Consider the following 20053-nt stretch of genomic DNA (forward strand, 5'->3'; position numbering starts at 1 on the left):
GCCGTAAAGTGTCCACCGCGCGGGGTGCACAACAGGCGGCGTTAATTGGCCATTTTCTGCTGTAGTCAGGCCACCGTATCTACCTGGAGTCCCATGGATAACGACAGCATTGATTTTGACAACCTGTTCCAGGAAGTGGACAAGGTCACCGGTGAGTTGGTGACGCTGACACCCAATGCCAACAACACGGTGCAGCCGGTGGCACTGATGCGGCTAGGGGTATTTGTCCCAACGCTCAAGTCCCTCAAGAACAGCAAAAAGAATACCCTGTCAGTCACTGATGCCACTGAAGAGCTATCACGGCTGACGCTGGCTAAGGCCGAAGGCTTTGATAAGGTTGAAATTGTCGGCCCCCGGCTGGACATGGACAACGATTTCAAGACGTGGGTGGGGATCATTCACTCCTTTGCCAAGCATAAGGTTATTGGCGACAAGGTACAGCTTCCGTTTGTCGAGTTTGCCAAGTTGTGTGGCATCCCCTCCAGCCGCTCGTCTAAAAAGCTGCGGGAGCGTATCAGTCCCTCCCTGAAACGGATTGCCGGTACGGTGATCTCATTCACTGCCAATACCAAAGAGCACACGAAAGAGTACGTCACCCATCTCGTGCAATCTGCCTACTACGACACCGCCAAAGATATTGTGATCCTTCAGGCCGATCCGCGGTTGTTTGAACTCTACCAATTTGATCATAAAGTCCTTTTGCAGCTCAAGGCCATCAACGTGCTGAAGCGCCGGGAGTCGGCTCAGGCCATCTATACGTTTATTGAGAGCCTGCCGAAGAACCCCGCCCCTATCTCACTGGCCCGGTTGCGGGCCAGGCTGAACCTGAAATCTCCTGTCTTCTCCCAGAACCAGACGGTGCGCCGGGCGATGGAGCAGCTCAAAGAGATTGGCTATCTGGACTACACCGAGGTGCAGCGCGGGCGGGCGGTCTTTTTCAACGTCCACTACCGCCGGCCGAAATTGAAAGCGCCAAAGAACGCCAGTGAAGAGGTGATCCCGACTACCCCGGCCGTTGTGGCCGAACAGGATCCAGCGTTGGCGAAGAAGCTCCAGGTGCTGGAAAAGCTGGGCATCACCATGGAAGACCTTGAAAAGTTGTTCAAAAACCAATAGCGGCATAAGCTGGAGTGAGTAACGCAATGGCATTTGTCAGGCCGTTACTCACTACAGCTTATCTATAGTGGCTGGTGAGTAAGGTTACTCACTATAGCTTATCTTCTGCCGCCACCGCTGCGCCGCTTCTGTGCTGGCCCCCTTTCACTCCCCAAGCGGTACAGGCTTCTCACCGGTATTTTGAATATAAGCTGTAGTGAGTAACTTACTCACTACAGCTTATATTGCCCGATCACTTTCTCGCTCAAACGCCTAAAGTCCGCCCGAAGGTTGCCGATAGCTCTGCTACAGCGGGTCACTTGCTTGCCGTTCAGCGCCCGGCGGCTCACTTCAGCTTATGCCCTGACGTTGTGTTGTCGATAAGCGAGCAATACCGAGATATAAGCTGTAGTGAGCAACATAAGCTGTAGTGAGTAATCTACTCACTACAGCTTATGTTCAACGGACGGCATATTGCGTCAGATAATGGATGTCTCCGGGCCTTGTTCCTTAGGGGCAAAGGGTGAGCCTATCTTTGGCTGAACCTTCCATTCGGACACGGAACACTTGCCCAGTTATCTTGGGATTAAACTTACTGTTAGGTTTTATAACTGCCGCTTTCAAGGTTAAAACAAATTTATAGAAAATAATCAAAGGGATAAGTATGAAACATTTAGTGATGTTGGCACTGTTGGCTTCAATGTCTTTGACAGGATGTGCAACCATCGTAGGCGATGATACGCAGCTGGTGCAGGTGAACAGCAACCCGACCGGGGCGCACTTTGCCATCTCTGATGAGACAGGAAAAGTGGTTGCCCAAGGCATTACTCCACAGGACGTGACGCTGGAAAAATCAAACGGTGACTACTTCGGCAAGAAGGGCTATCAGGTCACCTTTACCAGAAAGAACTACCAACCGACCACGCTGCCCATTGAGGCCGAGGTCAATGGCTGGTACATCGCTGGTAACCTGATCTCTTTCAATGTGATTGGCTACCTCCTGGTAGACCCGTTCAACGGCGGGATGTACACCTTGAAACCGAAATCGATTGATGCGCCGTTGGCGCTGACTGCCAGCCCACTAGTGATGCAATAGAACAAGCCCGCAGATTGCGGGCTTTTTGCTGTCAGGGGCGGATAGGGAGATCGACCAATGGCTGCGTGGAGAGCAGCCCCTGCAAAGAGAGATCCTCATCCAGTACCTCCCAATGAATGCCCCGAGGGCTTAGCTCATACTGGCTCAGCTGGTCTGGGCTGGCCCTCCGTAAACGCGGAAAGGGCTTCAGGGGTATTCCCAGGGTACGGCCATCACTCAACTCCAGCCACATTCTGCCATCGCTAAACTTCGCTGCCTTGATTGATACGCTCATCATGCCTCCACGTCAGATCCAGCGTTAATGATAGGAGCGCCCACGCCCACCGTCCACGGGCGGCCCGTCTCGGAAAAGTGGTATAACGCGCGCGCACCCTGCTATACACTGCCCAAAGACCCTAATCAGGCAGGAGAGTGGAATATGGAAATAACCAACACTGAAAAAAACGCGCTGGCGAAGAAGGGTGAGGCCGCCAAAGCCAAGGAGAAAAACGCGCCGGTGATTAAGCTGCGCCCGCTGGAGCGGGAGGATCTGCGTTTCGTGCACCAGTTGGACAACAACGCCAATGTAATGCGTTACTGGTTCGAGGAGCCTTATGAGACCTTTGCCGAGCTTTCCGCGCTGTATGATGAGCATATCCATGACCAGCGGGAGCGCCGCTTCCTGATTGAGCATCAGGGGCTGAATGCCGGGCTGGTGGAGCTGGTGGAGATAGACCACGTCCACCGCCGCGCGGAGTTCCAGATCATCGTGGCACCGGAATTTGGCGGCAAGGGCATTGCCTCTCAAGCCATCAAATTGACGATGGATTACGGCTTCAGCGTGCTGAACCTCCACAAAATCTACCTGATCGTGGATAAAGAGAATCCCCACGCCATCCATATCTACAACAAGATTGGCTTTGAAACAGAGGGCGTGCTGAAGCAGGAGTTTTTTATCAACGGCAAATACCGTGACGTCATGCGCATGTGCCTGTTCCAGGCCGATTACCTGAAGCGCTTCTCCTCCTGAGGTCAACCCCGGCCCGCCGGGGCTTCACATCATCCGCCCCGATCATCGCGGGAGTCAGAGGGCGTCCAGGAAAAGCTCCAGAATGGCATTGGCGCGGCGCACTTTGCGGGTGACGATGGCGATGCTGCTGCTGAAGGTCAGGCGCTCGGGCGCGATGGCGCGCATCATCCCCCTGGCGATCCACTGGGCAGCGTAGTGGTCAGGCAGAAAGCCAATGAAGCGGCCGGTGAGGATCAGGAAAGCGATGCCCTCACGGTCAGAGGCGGTGGCGGTGCAGTTCAGCATCTGGTGCATTCCGATGGCCTGCGCGGTCATGCGGAAACTGGGGGCGATGGCGTCATGCTCTGCCAGCTGCGCGTCATCCGGCTCGCCCTCCAGCGCAAACAGCGGGTGGGTGTGGCTACAGTAGAGGTTTGAGTGCTCATCATAGAGCTGGCGGTAGTCCAGCCCGGAAATGGGCGCAGTGAACGGCAGTGCGCCGACATGCAGTCGCCCATCCATCAGGCCACGCTCAATCTCCGCCGCGGTGCTCATGCTAAGGTTGATGCGGATCTCCGGCCCTTTCTCCCGCAGCGCCTCCAGCGCGTGGGTGATCTTCATCATCGGCTGCGTCACCAGATTGTTGATGATGCCGATATTGATCTCACCGCGTAAGTGCTTGTGCATCTGGTTGACCTGCTGACGGAAAATCTCAATCGCCGCCATCATGGTATCGCTGTAATGCAGGATCTCCCGCCCCTCATCCGTCAGGGCAAAGCCCGCGCGCCCGCGCTGGCACAGCCGCATCCCCAGCCGCTTCTCCAGATCGCTCATGTGCAGGCTGATGGCCGAGCGTGTAATGCCGAGCAATCCTTCTGCCGCCGAGAAGCTGCCGCACTCACTCACCACCTTGAAAATGCGCAATAACCGGATCTCAAAATCGGTCACCTGAGCCAGCGATTTGTTTTTCATATAGGTGAGAAATTCCATAACCAAAGATGTGTTTATATGGATTTAACTTACCTAAGGCTTGGATGCAAACTCTTCCTACACTTGTTGGGAGGAAACACCATGTCTGACGCCATTGACACCTCATCACTGAACCTGAAAGCGCACTGGATGCCGTTCAGCGCCAACCGCAATTTCCAGCGTGACCCGCGCTTTATTGTTGCCGCCGAGGGGCGCTGGCTGACCGACGACAAAGGGCGGCAGATCTATGACAGCCTCTCCGGACTGTGGACGTGTGGTGCCGGGCATACCCGCCGCGACATTCAGGAGGCGGTTGCCAAACAACTCGGAACGCTGGATTACTCGCCCGGCTTCCAGTACGGCCATCCGCTCTCTTTCCGGTTGGCAGAGCAGATCGCCGCGCGTATGCCGGGCACGCTCAACCACGTCTTTTTCACCGGCTCTGGATCGGAGTCCGCGGACACGTCGGTGAAGATGGCGCGTGCCTACTGGCGCGCCAAAGGGCAGCCAGCAAAGACCAAGCTGATTGGACGCGCGCGCGGCTACCACGGCGTCAACGTGGCGGGCACCAGCCTCGGCGGCATCGGTGGCAACCGCAAAATGTTCGGGCAGTTGATGGATGTCGATCACCTGCCGCACACCCTGCAACCCCATCTGGCCTTTACCCCCGGCATGGCGGAGAGCGGTGGCGTGGCGCTGGCGGATGAGCTGCTGAAGCTGATTGAGTTGCATGACGCCTCCAACATCGCCGCTGTAATCGTTGAGCCGCTCTCCGGCTCGGCCGGGGCGATTGTGCCGCCGCAGGGCTACCTCCAGCGCCTGCGCGAGATCTGTACGCAGCACAACATCCTGCTCATTTTTGATGAGGTGATCACCGGCTTTGGCCGCATGGGGCGCTGGAGCGGGGCGGAGTACTTCGGCGTCACGCCAGACCTGCTGAACTTTGCCAAACAGATCACCAATGGGGCAATCCCGCTTGGGGGCGTGGTCGCCAGCAGCGAGATCTATGACACCTTTATGGCGCAGCCGCTGCCGAAGCACGCCGTGGAGTTTGGCCACGGCTACACCTACTCCGCGCACCCGGTGGCCTGTGCCGCCGGGCTGGCAACGCTTGGTTTGCTCGAGAGCGAGGGGCTGATCGCACAGTCGGCAGAGCTGGCGCCGCACTTTGAGACATCACTCCATGCCTTGCGCCACTGCCCGAACGTGGTGGACATCCGCAACTGCGGGCTGGTGGGTGCCATCCAGCTGGCCCCGCGTGAGGGCGATGCGATCGTGCGCCCGTTCGATGCTGGCATGGCGTTGTGGAAAGCCGGGTTCTATGTGCGTTTCGGCGGCGATACCCTGCAATTTGGCCCAATGTTCAACACCCCGCCGGCCGAGCTGGATCGGCTGTTTGATGCCGTGGGCGACGCCTTGCACCATATTGATTGAGGAACCTGACATGACCACCCTTACCCATTTGATCAATGGCGAGATGCGCCCGGCCGATGGCCGCACCGCCGCGATCTACAACCCCGCCACCGGCGAGGTGATCCGCCAGGTGGAGCTGGCAAGCGCCGCCACCGTCCAGGAGGCGATTGCCGCCGCCAAGGCCGCACTGCCGGCGTGGCGTAACCTGCCACCGGCCAAACGGGCGCAGGTGCTGTTCCGCTTCAAGCAGCTGTTGGAGGCGCATGAGCAGGAGATTGTCGTGCTGATCAGCGAGGAGCACGGCAAAACGCCGGAGGATGCGGCGGGCGAGCTGAAGCGTGGGATTGAGAACGTTGAGTACGCCTGTGCCGCGCCGGAGTTGCTGAAAGGTGAGTACAGCCGCAACGCCGGGCCGGAGATTGACGCCTGGAGCGACTTCCACGCGGTGGGGGTGGTGGCTGGCATCACGCCGTTCAACTTCCCGGCGATGGTGCCGCTGTGGATGTACCCGCTCGCCATCGCCTGTGGCAATACCTTCGTGCTGAAGCCCTCCGAGCGCGATCCTAGTTCTACACTGCTGATCGCCTCACTGTTCCAGCAGGCTGGCCTGCCAGCCGGGGTGCTGAACGTGGTGAACGGCGACAAGGAGGCGGTGGACGCGCTGCTCGACAGCCCGGACGTCAAGGCCATCAGCTTTGTTGGCTCCACGCCGGTCGCCGAGTATATCTACAGTGAAGGCACGCGGCGCGGCAAGCGTGTGCAGGCGCTGGGCGGGGCAAAAAACCATGCGGTGGTGATGCCGGATGCCGATTTGGATAATGCGGTCAGCGCGCTGATGGGTGCGGCCTATGGCTCCTGTGGCGAGCGCTGCATGGCCATCTCCGTGGCGGTCTGTATCGGTGATGAGGTGGCGGACGCGCTGGTCGCCCGTCTGACGCCGAAAATCACTGCCCTAAAGGTGGGCGCGGGCAGCCAGTGCGGGCTGGACATGGGGCCACTGGTGACTGCCGCCCACCGTGACAAGGTGGCGGGCTATGTCGCGACCGGCCTCACCGAGGGCGCGACGCTGGTGGTGGATGGCCGCTCCCTTCAGGTGGCGGGCCATGAGGAGGGCTTCTTCCTTGGCGGCTGCCTGTTTGACCATGTCACACCAGCGATGCGCATCTACCAGGAGGAGATATTTGGCCCGGTGCTCTGCATCGTGCGTGCCGCCTCGCTGGAGGAGGCCATTGCGCTGATCAACGACCATGAGTATGGCAATGGCACCTGCATCTTCACCCGTGACGGCGAGGCGGCGCGGCGCTTTGGCAATGAGATTGAGGTGGGCATGGTAGGCATCAACGTGCCACTGCCGGTGCCGGTCGCCTTCCACAGCTTCGGCGGCTGGAAGCGCTCGCTGTTTGGCGATCTCCATGCCTATGGGCCGGACGGCGTGCGCTTCTATACCCGCCGCAAAACCATCACCCAACGCTGGCCTGCGCAGCAGAGTCAGGAAGCGGCGCAGTTCGCGTTTCCCAGCCACCGCTAATCCCTTCCCGACCAGATAATGGCCCCCTTTAAGGCCGGTTTCCAGCAGGAGATCGGCCTTATCACATTTCTCATTGTTATCATTTTTCCCCACATCGCCCGGCCGCCAAGGGGCCGGCGGGGCTGTGCGCTTATCATTGCCTCAATTGCAGAGAAATGACGATTTCTGATTTGCTGTCTATTCTGTCGCCTCACTTCTCCTGCGATGGCATCAATCACTCTGGCGAGCCAGAAACAATTCACCAGCGGGAGGAGGGCGAAGGGTATGTCTGCAAGAGCGATGTTCTTTAAACATGCGGAAGAGAATTTGAAGCGCAAGCGATCGGCCACTGATGGCCTGAAAGAGGATATTGACCAGTTTCGCCAGGAGACCCAGCGACCACGGGCTACAGCACGTCGCGGTCTATGTCGATGACATGGCAGCGGCGGTCAGCCGTTTCGAGGCGGCGGGCGGGCAGATGTTTACCGCGCCGCAGCCGCTGATGTTCCCGACCGAGCGCGGCGAGGGCAACCTCTTCTGCTACGGGCAGCGTGAGTGAGCTGATCTCTTTGCCCTCACCACTGCCTTATGAAATCGAAACCTCCCTGCGCCACTGGAAACCCTGATCCTGACGGGCCTGCCGCGGGCAGGCCCTGCCCGCCCGCCATTCACTATACTTAGCTTAATCCGTTGAGCCTTCAGGCTTTCGCCCGCCGTGCCGATAACAGAGCGGCCCGCCTTGCAGCCGGCCGGGACGGGGCCAGCCGCCGCGCGGCTTCTCCGCTGTTCGCACCCATCCGAAACCTGATTTGGTAAGAGTGAATGAAGAAAAATATCTCTGTGAAGCGTTTTCTGGCGCCTGACGGCGACCATCACACCACCACTACCTTTATCCGGCGCACCCTGCGCTGGGTGATGGCACTGCTGGCGTTGCTGTTCGCCATCGCCATTGGCGCGCTGGTCAGCATTGCTGGCAACCTCAATGATCAGGCAGACGCGCAGAGTGCGCTGCTGCTGAAAAAGGCCCTCGACAACCGGCTGGAGCGACTGGTAACCCACACCAACGACAACGCGTGGTGGAGCGAGGCCTATGAGAACCTGCATGTTGAGGTGAATACCGATTGGGCCTACAGCCGCGAAAACTTGGGCGCCTCCCAGTACTCGGATTTCGGTTACGAGGGGCTGTTTGTGATCGATGGGCAGGGTCACACCCGCTACAGCGTCATCCGGGGCAAACTCTCCTCCCTGAGCCTGACGCAGTGGCTGGGCAGCGATCCGTTGCCGCTGATCCACGCGGGCCTGAAGCCGGACGAAAGTGAGTCCTCCACCAGCGCGCGGTTCCTGCTGAACGGCAATCTGGCGCTGCTGGCAGCCTCCACCCTCTCGGCGGGCAACGGGGGGCATGTCAGCCCGGTGACGGGGCCGCCGTCGCTGCTGGTATTTGTGGACGTGCTGGGGCCGCAGAAGCTGGCGGCGCTGGGCAACGAGTATGGCATCCAGCAGGTGAGGGTGGCGCAGGGCGACACCGCGCATGGCCCCCGGCTGGGCACGTTGCGGGTGCCACTGCCCAGTGGCGAGGTGACGCTGGCGTGGCGCAGCGCGGAGCCGGGCCGCCAGTTGTTGCGCTACATCCTGCCGCTGCTGCTGGCGCTGGGGGTGATAACCGGCCTCAGTGCCGTCTTTATGATGCGCAGCGCCCTCAACAAGGCGCGCCTCTACGATGAGAACAACTTCCTGTTGGAGCAGCACCGGCAGGCGCTGACCGCCAGCGAGCGCCGCTTCCGCGATGTGGCGGAGGCCACCACCGACTGGATCTGGGAGACTGACGCCCAGCTCAATTTCACCTACCTCTCCGAGCGCTTCCCCAGCATCACTGGCCACCGCATCGCCGCGTGGCTGGGCCAGCCAGTGACGGAATTCATGCAGGCGGACAACGTGTCGCTGGGCGACTGGATCACCGAGCCGGGGCAGACCGGCCACCGCCGCCTGCTGCACTGCCGCTACCTCTCCGCGCAGGGGCACCAACGTTACTGCCACATCGCCCTGAAACCGGTGATTACCGAGAGTGGAGCGGTGTGCTACCGCGGCACCGCCACCGACGTCACGCTGGAGGTGGAGGCACAAGCGCGGGTGCAGTACCTCTCCCTGCATGATGAGCTGACCGGCCTGCCGAACCGCACGCGGATGCGCGAGTTCCTGGAGGGAAAATTGCAGGCGTTGCCAGATAACGAGCATCCGCTGGCGATGGTCAGCCTGGATCTGGACAAGTTTAAGCCGGTGAATGACCTGTTCGGCCACCCGGCGGGCGATGCGGTGCTGCATGAGGTTTCGGCGCGCCTGCGCGGTTGCCTGCGCGAGTATGATCTGGTGGCGCGGCAGGGCGGCGACGAGTTCATCCTGATCCTGCCGGACATCATGCGACGCGAGGAGATTGAGGCGATCTGCGCGCGCATCCTGACTGAGGTACGCAAGCCATTCATCGTTAGCGGCAATGAGATCTTCATTGGCGTCAGCATGGGCATCGCGCTCGCGCCACAGGACGCGGTGGACGCGGGCGAGCTGCTGCGCTTCTCGGACATCGCCCTCTATGAAGCGAAAAACGCCGGCCGTAACACCTGGCGCTTCTACGCGCCAGAGATGGAGCAGCAGATCGTGCAGCGCCGCGAGCTGGAGGAGAGCCTGCGGGACGCCATCCGCCTGCAACAGTTCCGGCTGGTCTACCAGCCACGCTACGATCTGCACTCGCGGCGCGTTACGGCCGTCGAGGCGCTGATCCGCTGGGATCACCCGCAGCTGGGGGTGATTATGCCTGACCAGTTTATCCCGCTGGCGGAGGAGACCGGGCTTATCAACGCCATCAGCGAATGGGTACTGCGCACCGCCTGCCGGGACGCGGCACAGGCGCTGGGCGATCTCGCCATCTCGGTGAACATCTCCGCCGTGGAGTTTGGCTCACGCGGGCTGATTGAGCGGGTCAAGGCAGCCTTGGCGGCCGCCGGGCTGTCGCCAGAGCGGCTGGAGATTGAGGTGACGGAGGGGGTGACGCTGCACAACCCACAGCAGAGCCTGGCGCTGATGCAGGAGCTAAAGGCGCTCGGTGTGCGCTTGCTGATTGATGATTTTGGCATCGGGTACTCCTCCCTGAGTTACCTGCGCAGCTTCCCGTTCGACGGCATCAAGCTGGATAAATCCTTTATCGACGCGATGCCCCATGATGAGAACGCCAATGCGGTGGTGGAGAACATCATTGGCTTGGGCAAGGCGTTCTCCCTGAGCATCACCGCCGAGGGAGTGGAGACACAGGCGCAGTTGGACAAGCTCAAGATGTTGGATTGCGACGAGATGCAGGGCTATCTGGTGGATCGTCCGCTGGAGCTGGCGGCGCTGCGTGAGCGGCTGGCGGCGATGGGTTCTGGCAAGAGTGGGGAGGAGGGGCGTTGACGGGGCATGACGCCCCGCCAGCGCGTTACGTGTCAGGCAGTCGCGCGGCGGGCGGCGCGGCGCTTGAGCGGTACGGTGATCACCAGCAGGCTGGCGACCACCAGCGCGATGCCGCCCCAGCCGAGCGCTGGCAACCGTTCACCGACGATCACCACCGCCAGCAGTGCGGCGATCACCGGCTCCAGCAGGGTGATGGTGGTGGCGGTGCTGGCCGGAATGCGCGCCAGCCCGTAACCGTAGCAGAGGTAGCCAATAAACATCGGCACCGTGGCCATGTAGAGGCCGACCGCGGCGTTGCCCCATGAGGCCAACAGCGGTGCGCCGGTCACCAGCAACACCGGCAGCAGCAGCAGGCCGCCAAGGCCAAAGGTGGCGCCCATTGCCGCACCTGAGGCGATGCCGCGCTGCATCAGCCGCCGCGCAGACCATGAGTAGAAGGCGTAGGTAAAGCCCGCCACCAACCCCAGCGCCATGCCGACCATCACCCCGGTAGAGCCGCCATCCGTATGTACCGCCGCTTCCGCCAGACAGAGCAGCACCAGTCCGGCAACGCCAAGGGCCGCACCCACCATCCAGCGCGGCGTCAGGCGCAGCCCATCCAACCGGTACTCAATCAGCGCTGAGAGCAGCGGGGCAGAGCCGATCGACACCACGGTGCCGATGGTCACGCCGGCATAGCGCATCGAGGCGTAGAAGGCCAGCGGGTAGATTGCCACTGCCAGCGCGCCCATCAGCAACATCTGCCATGAATGGCGCAGGTGGGCGCGCTGGCGTGCGATGCCACGAAAGGCAATGGCCGCCTGTAACAGGCCGCCCAACCCCATCGCCGCTGCGCCAATGGCGGCGGCGCTGACGTCTGGCGCAAAGGTGGCAGCGGTGCCGGTGGTGCCCCACAGCAGGGAGGCGACCAATACCCCGGCGACGCCCAGCAGGCGCTGTTGTGGTGTCGGGTTCACAGCGCCTCCATCATGGCGAGCGCCATGGTTTTGGCCTGGCGCACGCACTCACCGCTGCCCTCCAGCCCGGCGCGGGAGATCGAACCCTCCAGCAAAAAGGCAAAGTGGCGGGCAAGCAGCGCGGCCCGCTCCCTGTCCCCGGCCAGCATCTCGGCCAGATGCCCGGCGAGAATCGCTTCCACCTCCTCTTTGTGGATGCGCACCGCCTGCCGCCCCGGCGCACCGGCCGGCAGTTCGGCGGCGGCGTTCAGCAGCCCACAGCCGCGGAATCCGCGCTCATAGGCATACTCTGCATGATCCTCATAGGCGAGGAACACCGCCAGTACCCGCTCCTGTGGCGTGGTGGCCTGTTGCAGGCGCAGCGCATAGAGTGCCAGCCACTCCTCATGGCGGATTTGCAAATAGGTGGCAATCAGCTCCGCTTTGGAGGCGAAGTTGTTATACAGGCTCTTTTTGGCGACGCCAGCCCGCTTGATGATGGCGTCAATGCCGGTGGCGGCAATGCCATCGTTGTAGAACAGCACCCGCGCCGCGCCCAGCAGGCGGTCACGGGCGCTCTCCGGTTTCTCGTGCAGCGTGTCGCTCATGGCAACCCCCAAAGCAATAGGTAGGTAGACCAGCCTACCTACTTGCCGAGGGTCGTCAATCACTATTATCAATGTCAAAAGTAAAAAGCATTCACAAAGACCATAAAACTGGGGTGCCAGTTCGGCACCCTAATTACATAAAAACAATGCCTTTTTAGTACCATTTAAGCGCTGTTAACACACATGAATGGCACTGTTTTTTATCAGTTGGATTCGCTGATCGAGCCAGCACTCTATTGACGCTATAGCAACTGGTCAGCCATAAAATCAGGGTGCCAGTTCGGCACCCTAATTACATAAAAATAATGCCTTTTTAGTACCATTTAAGCGCTGTTAACACACATGAATGGCACTGTTTTTTATCAGTTGGATTCGCTGATCGAGCCAGCACTCTATTGACGCTATAGCAGGTGGTCAGCCATAAAATCACAGTGCCAGTTCGGCACCCTAATTGCATAAAAGCAATGCCTTTTTAGTACCATTAAAGTGCTGTTAAGGCACATGAAGGGCACTGTTTTTGTCATCAGACGGATTCGCTGACAAAACCGGCGATCTGGTGTCGCCATAGTCGGCTGTATAGCCCGTTGAGCGCCATCAACTCTTGATGGGTGCCCATCTCCACAATCTGCCCTTGGTTCAATACAATCAGCCGATCCATCTTGGCGATGGTGGAGAGGCGGTGCGCGATGGCAATGACGGTCTTGCCCGCCATGATCGGCTCCAGGTTCTCCTGCACCGCCGCCTCCACTTCGGAGTCGAGGGCGGAGGTGGCCTCATCCATCACCAGAATCGGCGCATCCTTCAACAGTACGCGGGCGATGGCGATGCGCTGGCGCTGGCCGCCGGAGAGCCGCGTACCGCGTTCGCCGACATGCGCATCCAGCCCGGTGCGCCCTTCGCTGTCACTGAGCTGGGTGATGAACTCGTCAGCCTGCACCTGGCGCAGCGCCTCCATGATGGCCGCATCCGAGGCGTTGGGGTTGCCATACATCAGGTTCTCACGCAGCGAACGGTTTAGCAGCGAGGTGTCCTGGGAGATGACGCCAATCTGCGCGCGCAGGCTCTCCTGACTGACATCGGCGATGTTCTGCCCATCAATCAGAATCTGGCCGCTCTTGACGTCGTAGAAGCGCAATAGCAGGTTCACCAACGTGGATTTACCGGCACCGGAGGGGCCAATCAGGCCAATCTTCTCGCCGGGACGGATGGTCATATTGAAGTTCTGCACCACGGAGTTGTAGCTGTCGTAGTGGAAGTGGATAGCTTCAAAGCGGATCTCGCCACGCGGGATGGTGAGCGCCGGGGCATGGGGGCGGTCAGCGACATGGATCGGTTGCGCCACCATCTCTAGTCCATCCTGTACCATGCCGATGCCGCTGAACACGCCATTGATGACCCACATCAGCCAGCCCGACATGCTGACAATCCGCAGCATCAATCCAATCGCCAGCGCAATCGCGCCCACGCTGAGCAGCGACTGCGTCCAGAGCCAGAGTGCCAGCCCGGTGGTGGCGACAATCAGCATACCGTTCAGCACCGTAATCAGCGTGTCGATGGTGGTAATGGTGCGCCCGGCCTGCTGCGCCTTCTGGGTCTGGTCGGTGATGGCCTGACGGACGTACTGCTGCTCCAGCGAGGTGTGGGCAAACAGTTTCAGGGTGGTGATATTGGTGTAGCTATCCACGATGCGGCCCACCAGCCGCGAATAGGCATCAGAGGAGCGCACGCCGGTTCTCTTCAGGCGCGGGATGAAGTAGTAGAGCGTGAAGGTGTAGCACACCAGCCAGACGATCAGCGGCAGCATCAGCCGCCAGTCGGCGGAGGCGAACAGCACCAGCGAACTGATGATAAAGATCAGCACCTGCCAGAGGGCGTCCACGGCCTGTACCGCCGAGTCACGCAGGGCATTGCCGGTCTGCATGATGCGTTGGGCGATGCGCCCGGAGAAGTCACGTTGGAAGAAATCGACGCTCTGTTTGATCACATAGTTGTGGTTTTGCCAACAGATCAGGCTACCCATGCCGGGGCTGATGGTCTGGTGAATCAATAGATCATGCAGGCCGACGCAGAGCGGGCGCATCACCATCGCCACCACCGCCATCCACAGCAGCTCGCCGCCATACTCGCTAAACAGCTCGCTCATGGTGGTGGTGTTGACGATATTGATAATCCGGCTGAGGTAGTTGAACAGTACCACCTCTATCAATGCGCCAATCAGGCCGACCACCAGCAGCGCGATAAAACTTGGCCACACCTGGCGCAAATAGTAGAGATAGAACGGCAGGACTTTATTGGGCGGCGCTTCACTGGGCGCGGTCTGGAAAACGTCAATCAATCTCTCTAAACGTCGATAGAACATGGTAGCTCTCACGTAATCAGTGATCCAACAATGCAGACACCATCGATTGCCCCTTTTGGCAATCACAAGGCTGCCCCATACATGGCTAACAACTTCTGGTTTACTGAGCGGGAAATCCGGTGCTGTGTGCCGTTCAATTACGTCAACAGGAGTGAGTGGGCATTAGGACAGGCGTGGGAATATGCCATTTTTGGAATAGTGTTCTGAATATAAGCGCCCTCTACAAAAATAGTCGCTCCATCAGGGACTGTATATGCCGCACAGCTTAAGGAATCGTAAAGACACGCCCCATCGCAAGGTGAAAAAAGATGAGAAAACACCAGAAAAGAGCGGAATCAAAATGATGCTCTATTGGTGCGGTAGTGATATATTTTTGGTACTGTAAGTGTACCTTTGTGATGCCTTTTAGATACCTTTCTTATGTCATTTATTACGGTGGGAATAGCATAAAAGCCTGTGATGAGAAAAGGCTCCATCTTTCAAAGGCGCGAGAAAACCCTGTCAGGCAGCCAACTTGAATCTTCGCGGCATGGCGGCTTTTACGGACTATTCTTAGCGTAAAAATTTATCGGCACCGCGCTGTTTCTCCCCGTATCCTGTTTTTACACCCGTGAATCAGGATTAAAAAAATCGTTAAGGTGACACTTGGGACGGTACTCTGGCGGTTTTTTTAAAGACCCGGTACGCTTAGCCAATCACAGCAGTCGATGGTTTCTCGACCACGACTTTTTCAACGCTCAAACATAACCGTGTTATGTCGAACCCAACATGGGCCTGAACAGATACGTTTCAACAGAGAGGTTTTGACCCATGCTTGATACCCCACTGGCCCGCCTGTTTCACCGCCTGAGGCAGAGGGTGCGCGGCACGCCAGCAGCCTCCGGTTTTGAGCTGGTGTATGACGCACCCGTTGAGACCACCCTTCAGGCGGCGGATCTGCGCAATAGCGCGGAGGTGTGGTGCGAAATGTTCGCCCGCGCGCGACAGCGCATCGACATCGCGCAGTTTTATGTGGCCGGGCAATCTGGCTCGCGACTGGATGCAGTGCTGGCAGCGCTGGAAGGTGCGGCAGCGCGTGGCGTAAAGATCCGTTTATTAATCGATGAGAAGGGGGTGGGACTCAGCACCCCGGAGACGCTGGCGCAGTTGCAGGCGATGCCGGGGCTGGCGTTCCGAGTGATTCCCTTTAGCCGATTGGCGGGCGGCATTCTCCATGCCAAGTATTTGGTGGTGGATCGGCAACAGGCATTTGTCGGCAGCCAGAATATTGACTGGCGCGCGCTGGAGCATATTCAGGAGACCGGTCTATTGATCACCGGGGGCGAGGTGGTGGCCCAGGTGGCGGCCATCTTCGAGCAGGACTGGCGCGCACAGGCGCGGCTGGTGGCTGGCCAGACGGTGCCACGGCATGTAGGGCATGGCCCGCGAGGCGACGTGCGGCAGGGTAACTATCTGGTAGCCAGCCCGCGTGACTGGAACCCGCGCGGCGTGGCGGATGCCCAGGAGGTATTGCCGCGCCTGCTGGCCTCCGCCCGCCGCCGCATCCGGGTGCAGGTGATGGAGTACGCGCCGCTGGCCTATGGCGAAAATCGATCGCGCCCCTTCTATGGTGTGATTGACAGCGCCTTGCGCGCGGCGGCGGCACGCGGCGTGCCGGTGGCGCTGATGGTCTCGGCGTGGAGTACCAAAAAACCGGAGATTGAGTGGCTCAAAAGTCTGGCGCTGGTGCCCGGCGTGACAATAAAAGTGGTGACGCTGCCGCCTGCCGAGGCTGGCTTCATCCCTTTCGCCCGCGTGGTGCACAGCAAAATCATGACCATTGATGGCGAGCTGGCTTGGGTTGGCACCAGCAACTGGAGCGGCGGCTATTTTGACAACTCGCGCAATGTGGAGTTGGTCTTGAATGACACAACGATGGCGCGGCGGCTCGATGCACTCTACCAACAGTTATGGGACAGCCCCTACGCTGCGCCACTGCGCATTGATGGGGATTACCCAACCCCGCGCCCCGGCGGGTAGTCACGCGCCCTGACGTGGCGGCAGGTTCTGGGTGGTGACCGCCTGTGTCAGGGCATCTTCCTGAACCGCGTTCAACAGCGCATCCAGCAAGCCGGGGAAACGCGCGTCCAGATCCTCCCGCCGCAGTGACAACAAGTTCTCCCGGCCATAGGGCCGCTGCCAGATCACCCCACTGTCACGCAACACGCGCCAGTGGTGGGTGAGGGTCGATTTTGGGATGCCGCTCAGTACGGCGCTGCATGGGTGTTCGCCGCCGCCGGCCAGCACCCGCACCACGGTCAGGCGCAGGGGGTTGCCCAGCGCGGTCAGCACATTTTCCAGACGGATCTGGTCACGCTCAGGGTGGTTCACAATCATCAATGGCTCCAGGGACTCGACACGCTCCACGTAATCTACTTTAAAATTCCTCCATTGACTATTGTTCGAGTATATACGTACATTGATAGTACGAATGTATTCGTACTGTAGTCCTTTAATCGCATATGGAGATCTGCCTCATGACTGTTCCTTCGCCCTCGCTGGCCGCCAACCGCACGGGAAGCCTGGCGCTGCTGGCCTTCGCCCAGCTCATCTACTCACTGGACATCAATATCGTTTTTGTCTCCCTGCCGGAGATTGGCGCGGGGCTGGGGTTCTCCGGGCAGACCCTGCAATGGGTGGTGAGTGCCTATACCGTCTGCTGTGGCGGTTTCCTGCTGCTAGGCGGCAGGGCGGCGGATCTGCTGGGGCAGCGCCGCATGTTTATGGTGGCATTGGCGATCTATGCGCTCTCCTCGCTGATGGGTGGGCTGGCCTGGAACCCGATGGTGATCGTCGTGGCGCGGGCGGTGCAGGGCATTGGCGCGGCGTTGCTGTTCCCGGCCACGCTGTCACTGATTAACCGGCTGTTTGCCGAAGGGCCGCCGCGCAACCGGGCGCTGGCGATCTGGGGCGGGGCAGGGGCCAGCGGCCTGACGTTAGGCTCACTGGCGGGCGGCCTGCTGACCAGCCTCTGGGGCTGGCCGGCGGTCTTCTACGTCAATGTGGTGCTGGCCGCACTGGCGATGGCGGCGGCCTGCGTGGTGCTGCCAAAAGATGTACCGCCCACCGCGCGCCGCCACTTCGACCTCGCTGGCGCGCTGACCGTCACTGTTGGCGCGACCCTGCTGGTCTACGCGCTGGTACAGGGGCCGGAGGAGGGCTTTGGCTCCACGCCGATTCTGTCAGCGCTGCTGCTGGCGGCCTTTTCCCTGCTGGCCTTTGTGGTGGCCGAGCGCCGCAGCCATGACCCGCTGATGCCGGTACGCCTGTTCGCCAATCGCCATCTAGTGATCGCCATGCTCATCACCTTCGTCTACATGGGCACCTTTGGCGCGCTGCCCTACTTCCTGACGCTGTTGTTCCAGCAGGTATGGGGTTACAGCGCCTTGCAGACCGGGTTGGCGTTTATCGTGCCTTCGCTGGCGATTTTCGCTGGCACGCAGTGTGGGGCGCGACTGGCGAACCGCCTGCCGGTGCGCACCGCCCTCGCCGTAGGTTTCATCACAGGCATTGCGGGCACGCTGGGCTTGGCGTTGGCGGCGCTGGCTGGCATGGGCTATGCGTCTATCGTGCCGGGGTTGATTATCTCAGGCGTCGGGCAGGGCATTGTCTGGACGGCCATGTGGATCGCGGCCTCTGCAGGTGTCACCCCGCAGGAGCATGGCGTCGCCTCGGGCATGGCCTCCACCACCCTGAATGTCGGCAACGCCATTGGCATTGCGCTCCTGATCGCCTGTGCCAGCGGTGCGACGCACAGTTTCGCGCTGGTTGCCCAGCACGCCTTCTATCTGGCAGCGGCTGGCATGGTGCTTGGCCTGTTCATTGCGCTGGGACTACCGCGCCCGGTGAATGTGAGGGCGTGGCAATAGCGACGCCCAAAATTCACTGCATAGGCCGAAACAGGCACAAAAAAGCCGGCAATTGCCGGCTTCTTTTTACTCTTGCTCGAGGGCATTGGTGACGTTGCTGATGGCGCGTACCACCTGCTCAGAGCTTTGCTGGATTTCGCTGATCACCCCGCCCGCCTGATGGGCCAGCTCGACCCCCTGATCGGCACGCTTGAGGTTGGATTCAATCCCCTTTAGCGCTTTCGCTGCCAGCAGGTGGTTTTGCTGCACCATGTTCTCAATTTCGCTGGTGGAGCGGTTGATGTTGGCGGCCAGCGTCCGTACTTCATTCGCCACTACCGCGAAGCTGCGTCCCTGTGCTCCGGCTCGCGCCGCCTCAATCGCCGCGTTGATGGCAATCAAGTTGGTGTGGCTGGCGATGCTGCGGATGCTCTCTACCAAGCTGCCAATGCGCTCCGAGGAGTCGCTCAGATCGGAGATGTCGCCGGAGATGCCATTCAGTTCGCCAGCCAGCGCATTGATGTTCTGCACGCTGTTTTCAATCACGTTCGCGCCAAGGCGCGTGCTCTCGTTGGTCTGCAACGCGGTGTGGTACGCCTGCTGGGCGGCGTCCCGCTCCATCTTGTTCTTCTCCACCTGCGCGGTGACGTTGGTGGCGAACTTCACCACTTTATAGAGCGCGCCCTTATTGTCGAATACCGGGTTGTAGGTGGCGCGTAGCCAGATGGTGCGCCCCTGTTTGTCCATGCGTGAGAACTGGCCAGAGATAAACTCGCCCCGGTTGAGCTTTTGCCAGAACGTCCGGTACTCCGGGCTGGTGCGCAGCGCCTCGGAACAGAACAGGCTATGGTGCGCCCCCTCAATCTCTTTGGCCTGATAGCCCATGGTCTTCAGGAAGTTGTCATTGGCGGTCAGCACTTCACCCTTCAGGTTAAAGGCGATGACCGCCATTGAGCGCTCAATGGCCGCGGTCATGGCGCGCTGCTCCTGCGCATCAATGATGCTGACGGTGATGTCGGTCGCCAGCTTGACGATTTTGATCACGCGACCATGACGATCCGGCACCGGCACATAGTTGGCCTCCAGCCAAACTGGGCGGCTGTGCTTTGCCAGCCGTATAAACTTATCGCTGAATTTTTCACCGCGCCGCAGCCGCTGCCAAAAATCGCGGTATTGCGCGGAGTGCACCAGATCGGGCGGGCAGAACATGCTGTGGTGCTGGCCGATCACCTCACTGGCCTGATAGTCCATGCAGTCCAAAAACAGCGGGTTGGCGGTAATGATGGTGCCATCGGGTGTGAACTCAATCATGGCAATGGAATCATTCAACGAATTCAGCGTCGCCGTTGAATGCGTTTTTTTCTGCCATGCAAGGCGTGACAAAATTCCTGATGTAATAGTGGAAAACATGTAAACCTTTCATTGTGATTATTGTATACAGGTTGGTTATCGGCAGGCGGGCAGGGGAGTTGAATGAATTTGCTTCACATCGCCGCCCAAGGCGGGCGGCGATGGCGACCTGTTGCCATGCGCCGCTCTGGATAGGGTACATAATGCTCACTCTCCCATCCTGCATCTGATTAATCGTTGAGAAAGTGCATGGCTCGCCTGACTTCAGCCCTCTTGGAAAACGGCAGCCGCGCACACTGTCCCGTTTAAGCTGCAGATAGCGCTGTACGATTTCAAGCGGTGGGCCGTCTTCATCAAAAAAGGCATTGATGCGGGCTATATCACTTTCCGCGATCTCATTCATGG

16 protein-coding genes and 1 pseudogene are annotated in these 20053 nt (G+C 59.8%); 9 read left to right on the forward strand and 8 right to left on the reverse strand.

The window, feature by feature from the left end; genetic code table 11:
- The first annotated feature begins 135 nt into the window (after positions 1 to 135).
- Positions 136 to 1116: a RepB family plasmid replication initiator protein gene (locus ACK3SD_RS19580; RefSeq protein ID WP_137765318.1), complete on the forward strand. Its 981-nt coding sequence runs from the start codon at positions 136 to 138 to the stop codon at positions 1114 to 1116.
- 643 nt (positions 1117 to 1759) lie between these two features.
- Positions 1760 to 2191 (forward strand): putative periplasmic lipoprotein, encoded by a 432-nt coding sequence (locus ACK3SD_RS19585; RefSeq protein WP_481127994.1) that lies wholly within the window; start codon positions 1760 to 1762, stop codon positions 2189 to 2191.
- Positions 2192 to 2222: 31 nt separating this feature from the next.
- Here ACK3SD_RS19585 and ACK3SD_RS19590 read toward each other — a convergent pair whose 3' ends face one another.
- Entirely contained in the window at positions 2223 to 2465 is a 243-nt protein-coding gene (locus tag ACK3SD_RS19590; RefSeq protein WP_481127995.1) for a DUF2442 domain-containing protein, read from the reverse strand.
- 144 nt (positions 2466 to 2609) lie between these two features.
- On the opposite strand from ACK3SD_RS19590, the gene speG reads away from it, so the two are divergent.
- Positions 2610 to 3200: a spermidine N1-acetyltransferase gene (gene speG / locus ACK3SD_RS19595; protein WP_481127996.1), complete on the forward strand. Its 591-nt coding sequence runs from the start codon at positions 2610 to 2612 to the stop codon at positions 3198 to 3200.
- A gap of 54 nt (positions 3201 to 3254) precedes the next feature.
- On the opposite strand, the gene ACK3SD_RS19600 is transcribed toward speG, so the two are convergent.
- A complete protein-coding gene (locus ACK3SD_RS19600) occupies positions 3255 to 4151 on the reverse strand; it encodes a LysR family transcriptional regulator (RefSeq protein ID WP_481127997.1) in 897 nt (298 codons plus the stop codon).
- A 99-nt stretch (positions 4152 to 4250) separates the two neighbouring features.
- On the opposite strand from ACK3SD_RS19600, the gene aptA reads away from it, so the two are divergent.
- From aptA to ACK3SD_RS19620, 4 genes and pseudogenes are all read left to right on the forward strand, one after another.
- Positions 4251 to 5582, forward strand: coding sequence for an omega-aminotransferase AptA (gene aptA / locus ACK3SD_RS19605; protein ID WP_481127998.1), 1332 nt, complete (start codon positions 4251 to 4253; stop codon positions 5580 to 5582).
- A gap of 10 nt (positions 5583 to 5592) precedes the next feature.
- Positions 5593 to 7089 carry a CoA-acylating methylmalonate-semialdehyde dehydrogenase gene (locus ACK3SD_RS19610; protein ID WP_481127999.1) on the forward strand — a complete coding sequence of 499 codons (1497 nt, stop codon included), beginning with the start codon at positions 5593 to 5595 and terminating at the stop codon, positions 7087 to 7089.
- A gap of 367 nt (positions 7090 to 7456) precedes the next feature.
- Positions 7457 to 7694: pseudogene (locus tag ACK3SD_RS19615) on the forward strand (VOC family protein); the annotation flags it as partial.
- A gap of 196 nt (positions 7695 to 7890) precedes the next feature.
- Entirely contained in the window at positions 7891 to 10509 is a 2619-nt protein-coding gene (locus tag ACK3SD_RS19620; protein ID WP_481128000.1) for a bifunctional diguanylate cyclase/phosphodiesterase, read from the forward strand.
- 32 nt (positions 10510 to 10541) lie between these two features.
- Here the strand turns inward: ACK3SD_RS19620 and ACK3SD_RS19625 are convergent, their stop codons facing one another.
- The 3 genes from ACK3SD_RS19625 to ACK3SD_RS19635 all read right to left on the reverse strand — a co-directional run bounded on the left by ACK3SD_RS19625 (position 10542) and on the right by ACK3SD_RS19635 (position 14411).
- Positions 10542 to 11465, reverse strand: a complete 924-nt coding sequence (locus ACK3SD_RS19625; RefSeq protein ID WP_481128001.1) for a DMT family transporter — start codon at positions 11463 to 11465, stop codon at positions 10542 to 10544.
- Complete coding sequence (locus ACK3SD_RS19630) at positions 11462 to 12052, reverse strand: TetR/AcrR family transcriptional regulator (protein WP_481128002.1); 591 nt, start codon at positions 12050 to 12052, stop codon at positions 11462 to 11464. The genes ACK3SD_RS19625 and ACK3SD_RS19630 overlap by 4 nt, the downstream gene beginning before the upstream one ends.
- 523 nt (positions 12053 to 12575) lie before the next feature.
- Entirely contained in the window at positions 12576 to 14411 is a 1836-nt protein-coding gene (locus ACK3SD_RS19635; protein ID WP_481128003.1) for an ABC transporter ATP-binding protein, read from the reverse strand.
- 810 nt (positions 14412 to 15221) lie between these two features.
- Between ACK3SD_RS19635 and ACK3SD_RS19640 the strand changes: the two genes are divergently transcribed.
- On the forward strand, positions 15222 to 16430 hold the full coding sequence (locus ACK3SD_RS19640) for a phospholipase D-like domain-containing protein (protein WP_481128004.1): 1209 nt from the start codon (positions 15222 to 15224) through the stop codon (positions 16428 to 16430).
- Here the strand turns inward: ACK3SD_RS19640 and ACK3SD_RS19645 are convergent, their stop codons facing one another.
- A complete protein-coding gene (locus tag ACK3SD_RS19645; protein WP_137765138.1) occupies positions 16431 to 16787 on the reverse strand; it encodes an ArsR/SmtB family transcription factor in 357 nt (118 codons plus the stop codon).
- 140 nt (positions 16788 to 16927) lie between these two features.
- Here ACK3SD_RS19645 and ACK3SD_RS19650 point away from each other — a divergent pair, with 140 nt between their 5' ends.
- Positions 16928 to 18319 carry an MFS transporter gene (locus ACK3SD_RS19650; protein WP_481128005.1) on the forward strand — a complete coding sequence of 464 codons (1392 nt, stop codon included), beginning with the start codon at positions 16928 to 16930 and terminating at the stop codon, positions 18317 to 18319.
- Between the two features lie 66 nt (positions 18320 to 18385).
- Here the strand turns inward: ACK3SD_RS19650 and ACK3SD_RS19655 are convergent, their stop codons facing one another.
- Positions 18386 to 19708, reverse strand: a complete 1323-nt coding sequence (locus tag ACK3SD_RS19655; protein WP_481128006.1) for a methyl-accepting chemotaxis protein — start codon at positions 19706 to 19708, stop codon at positions 18386 to 18388.
- Positions 19620 to 20051: a hypothetical protein gene (locus ACK3SD_RS19660; RefSeq protein ID WP_481128007.1), complete on the reverse strand. Its 432-nt coding sequence runs from the start codon at positions 20049 to 20051 to the stop codon at positions 19620 to 19622. The genes ACK3SD_RS19655 and ACK3SD_RS19660 overlap by 89 nt, the downstream gene beginning before the upstream one ends.
- Between the last annotated feature and the right edge of the window lie 2 nt (positions 20052 to 20053).

The sequence above is a fragment of the Chimaeribacter sp. YP20170169 genome (genome assembly GCF_056739715.1).

Bases quoted from the DNA above. Each gene is read 5' to 3' on its own strand.
- ACK3SD_RS19585 (WP_481127994.1), top strand. From the start codon at position 1,760: ATGAAACATTTAGTGATGTTGGCACTGTTGGCTTCAATGTCTTTGACA.
- ACK3SD_RS19590 (WP_481127995.1), bottom strand. From the start codon at position 2,465: ATGAGCGTATCAATCAAGGCAGCGAAGTTTAGCGATGGCAGAATGTGG.
- speG (WP_481127996.1), top strand. From the start codon at position 2,610: ATGGAAATAACCAACACTGAAAAAAACGCGCTGGCGAAGAAGGGTGAG.
- ACK3SD_RS19600 (WP_481127997.1), bottom strand. From the start codon at position 4,151: ATGAAAAACAAATCGCTGGCTCAGGTGACCGATTTTGAGATCCGGTTA.
- aptA (WP_481127998.1), top strand. From the start codon at position 4,251: ATGTCTGACGCCATTGACACCTCATCACTGAACCTGAAAGCGCACTGG.
- ACK3SD_RS19610 (WP_481127999.1), top strand. From the start codon at position 5,593: ATGACCACCCTTACCCATTTGATCAATGGCGAGATGCGCCCGGCCGAT.
- ACK3SD_RS19620 (WP_481128000.1), top strand. From the start codon at position 7,891: ATGAAGAAAAATATCTCTGTGAAGCGTTTTCTGGCGCCTGACGGCGAC.
- ACK3SD_RS19630 (WP_481128002.1), bottom strand. From the start codon at position 12,052: ATGAGCGACACGCTGCACGAGAAACCGGAGAGCGCCCGTGACCGCCTG.
- ACK3SD_RS19635 (WP_481128003.1), bottom strand. From the start codon at position 14,411: ATGTTCTATCGACGTTTAGAGAGATTGATTGACGTTTTCCAGACCGCG.
- ACK3SD_RS19640 (WP_481128004.1), top strand. From the start codon at position 15,222: ATGCTTGATACCCCACTGGCCCGCCTGTTTCACCGCCTGAGGCAGAGG.
- ACK3SD_RS19645 (WP_137765138.1), bottom strand. From the start codon at position 16,787: ATGATTGTGAACCACCCTGAGCGTGACCAGATCCGTCTGGAAAATGTG.
- ACK3SD_RS19650 (WP_481128005.1), top strand. From the start codon at position 16,928: ATGACTGTTCCTTCGCCCTCGCTGGCCGCCAACCGCACGGGAAGCCTG.
- ACK3SD_RS19655 (WP_481128006.1), bottom strand. From the start codon at position 19,708: ATGTTTTCCACTATTACATCAGGAATTTTGTCACGCCTTGCATGGCAG.
- ACK3SD_RS19660 (WP_481128007.1), bottom strand. From the start codon at position 20,051: ATGAATGAGATCGCGGAAAGTGATATAGCCCGCATCAATGCCTTTTTT.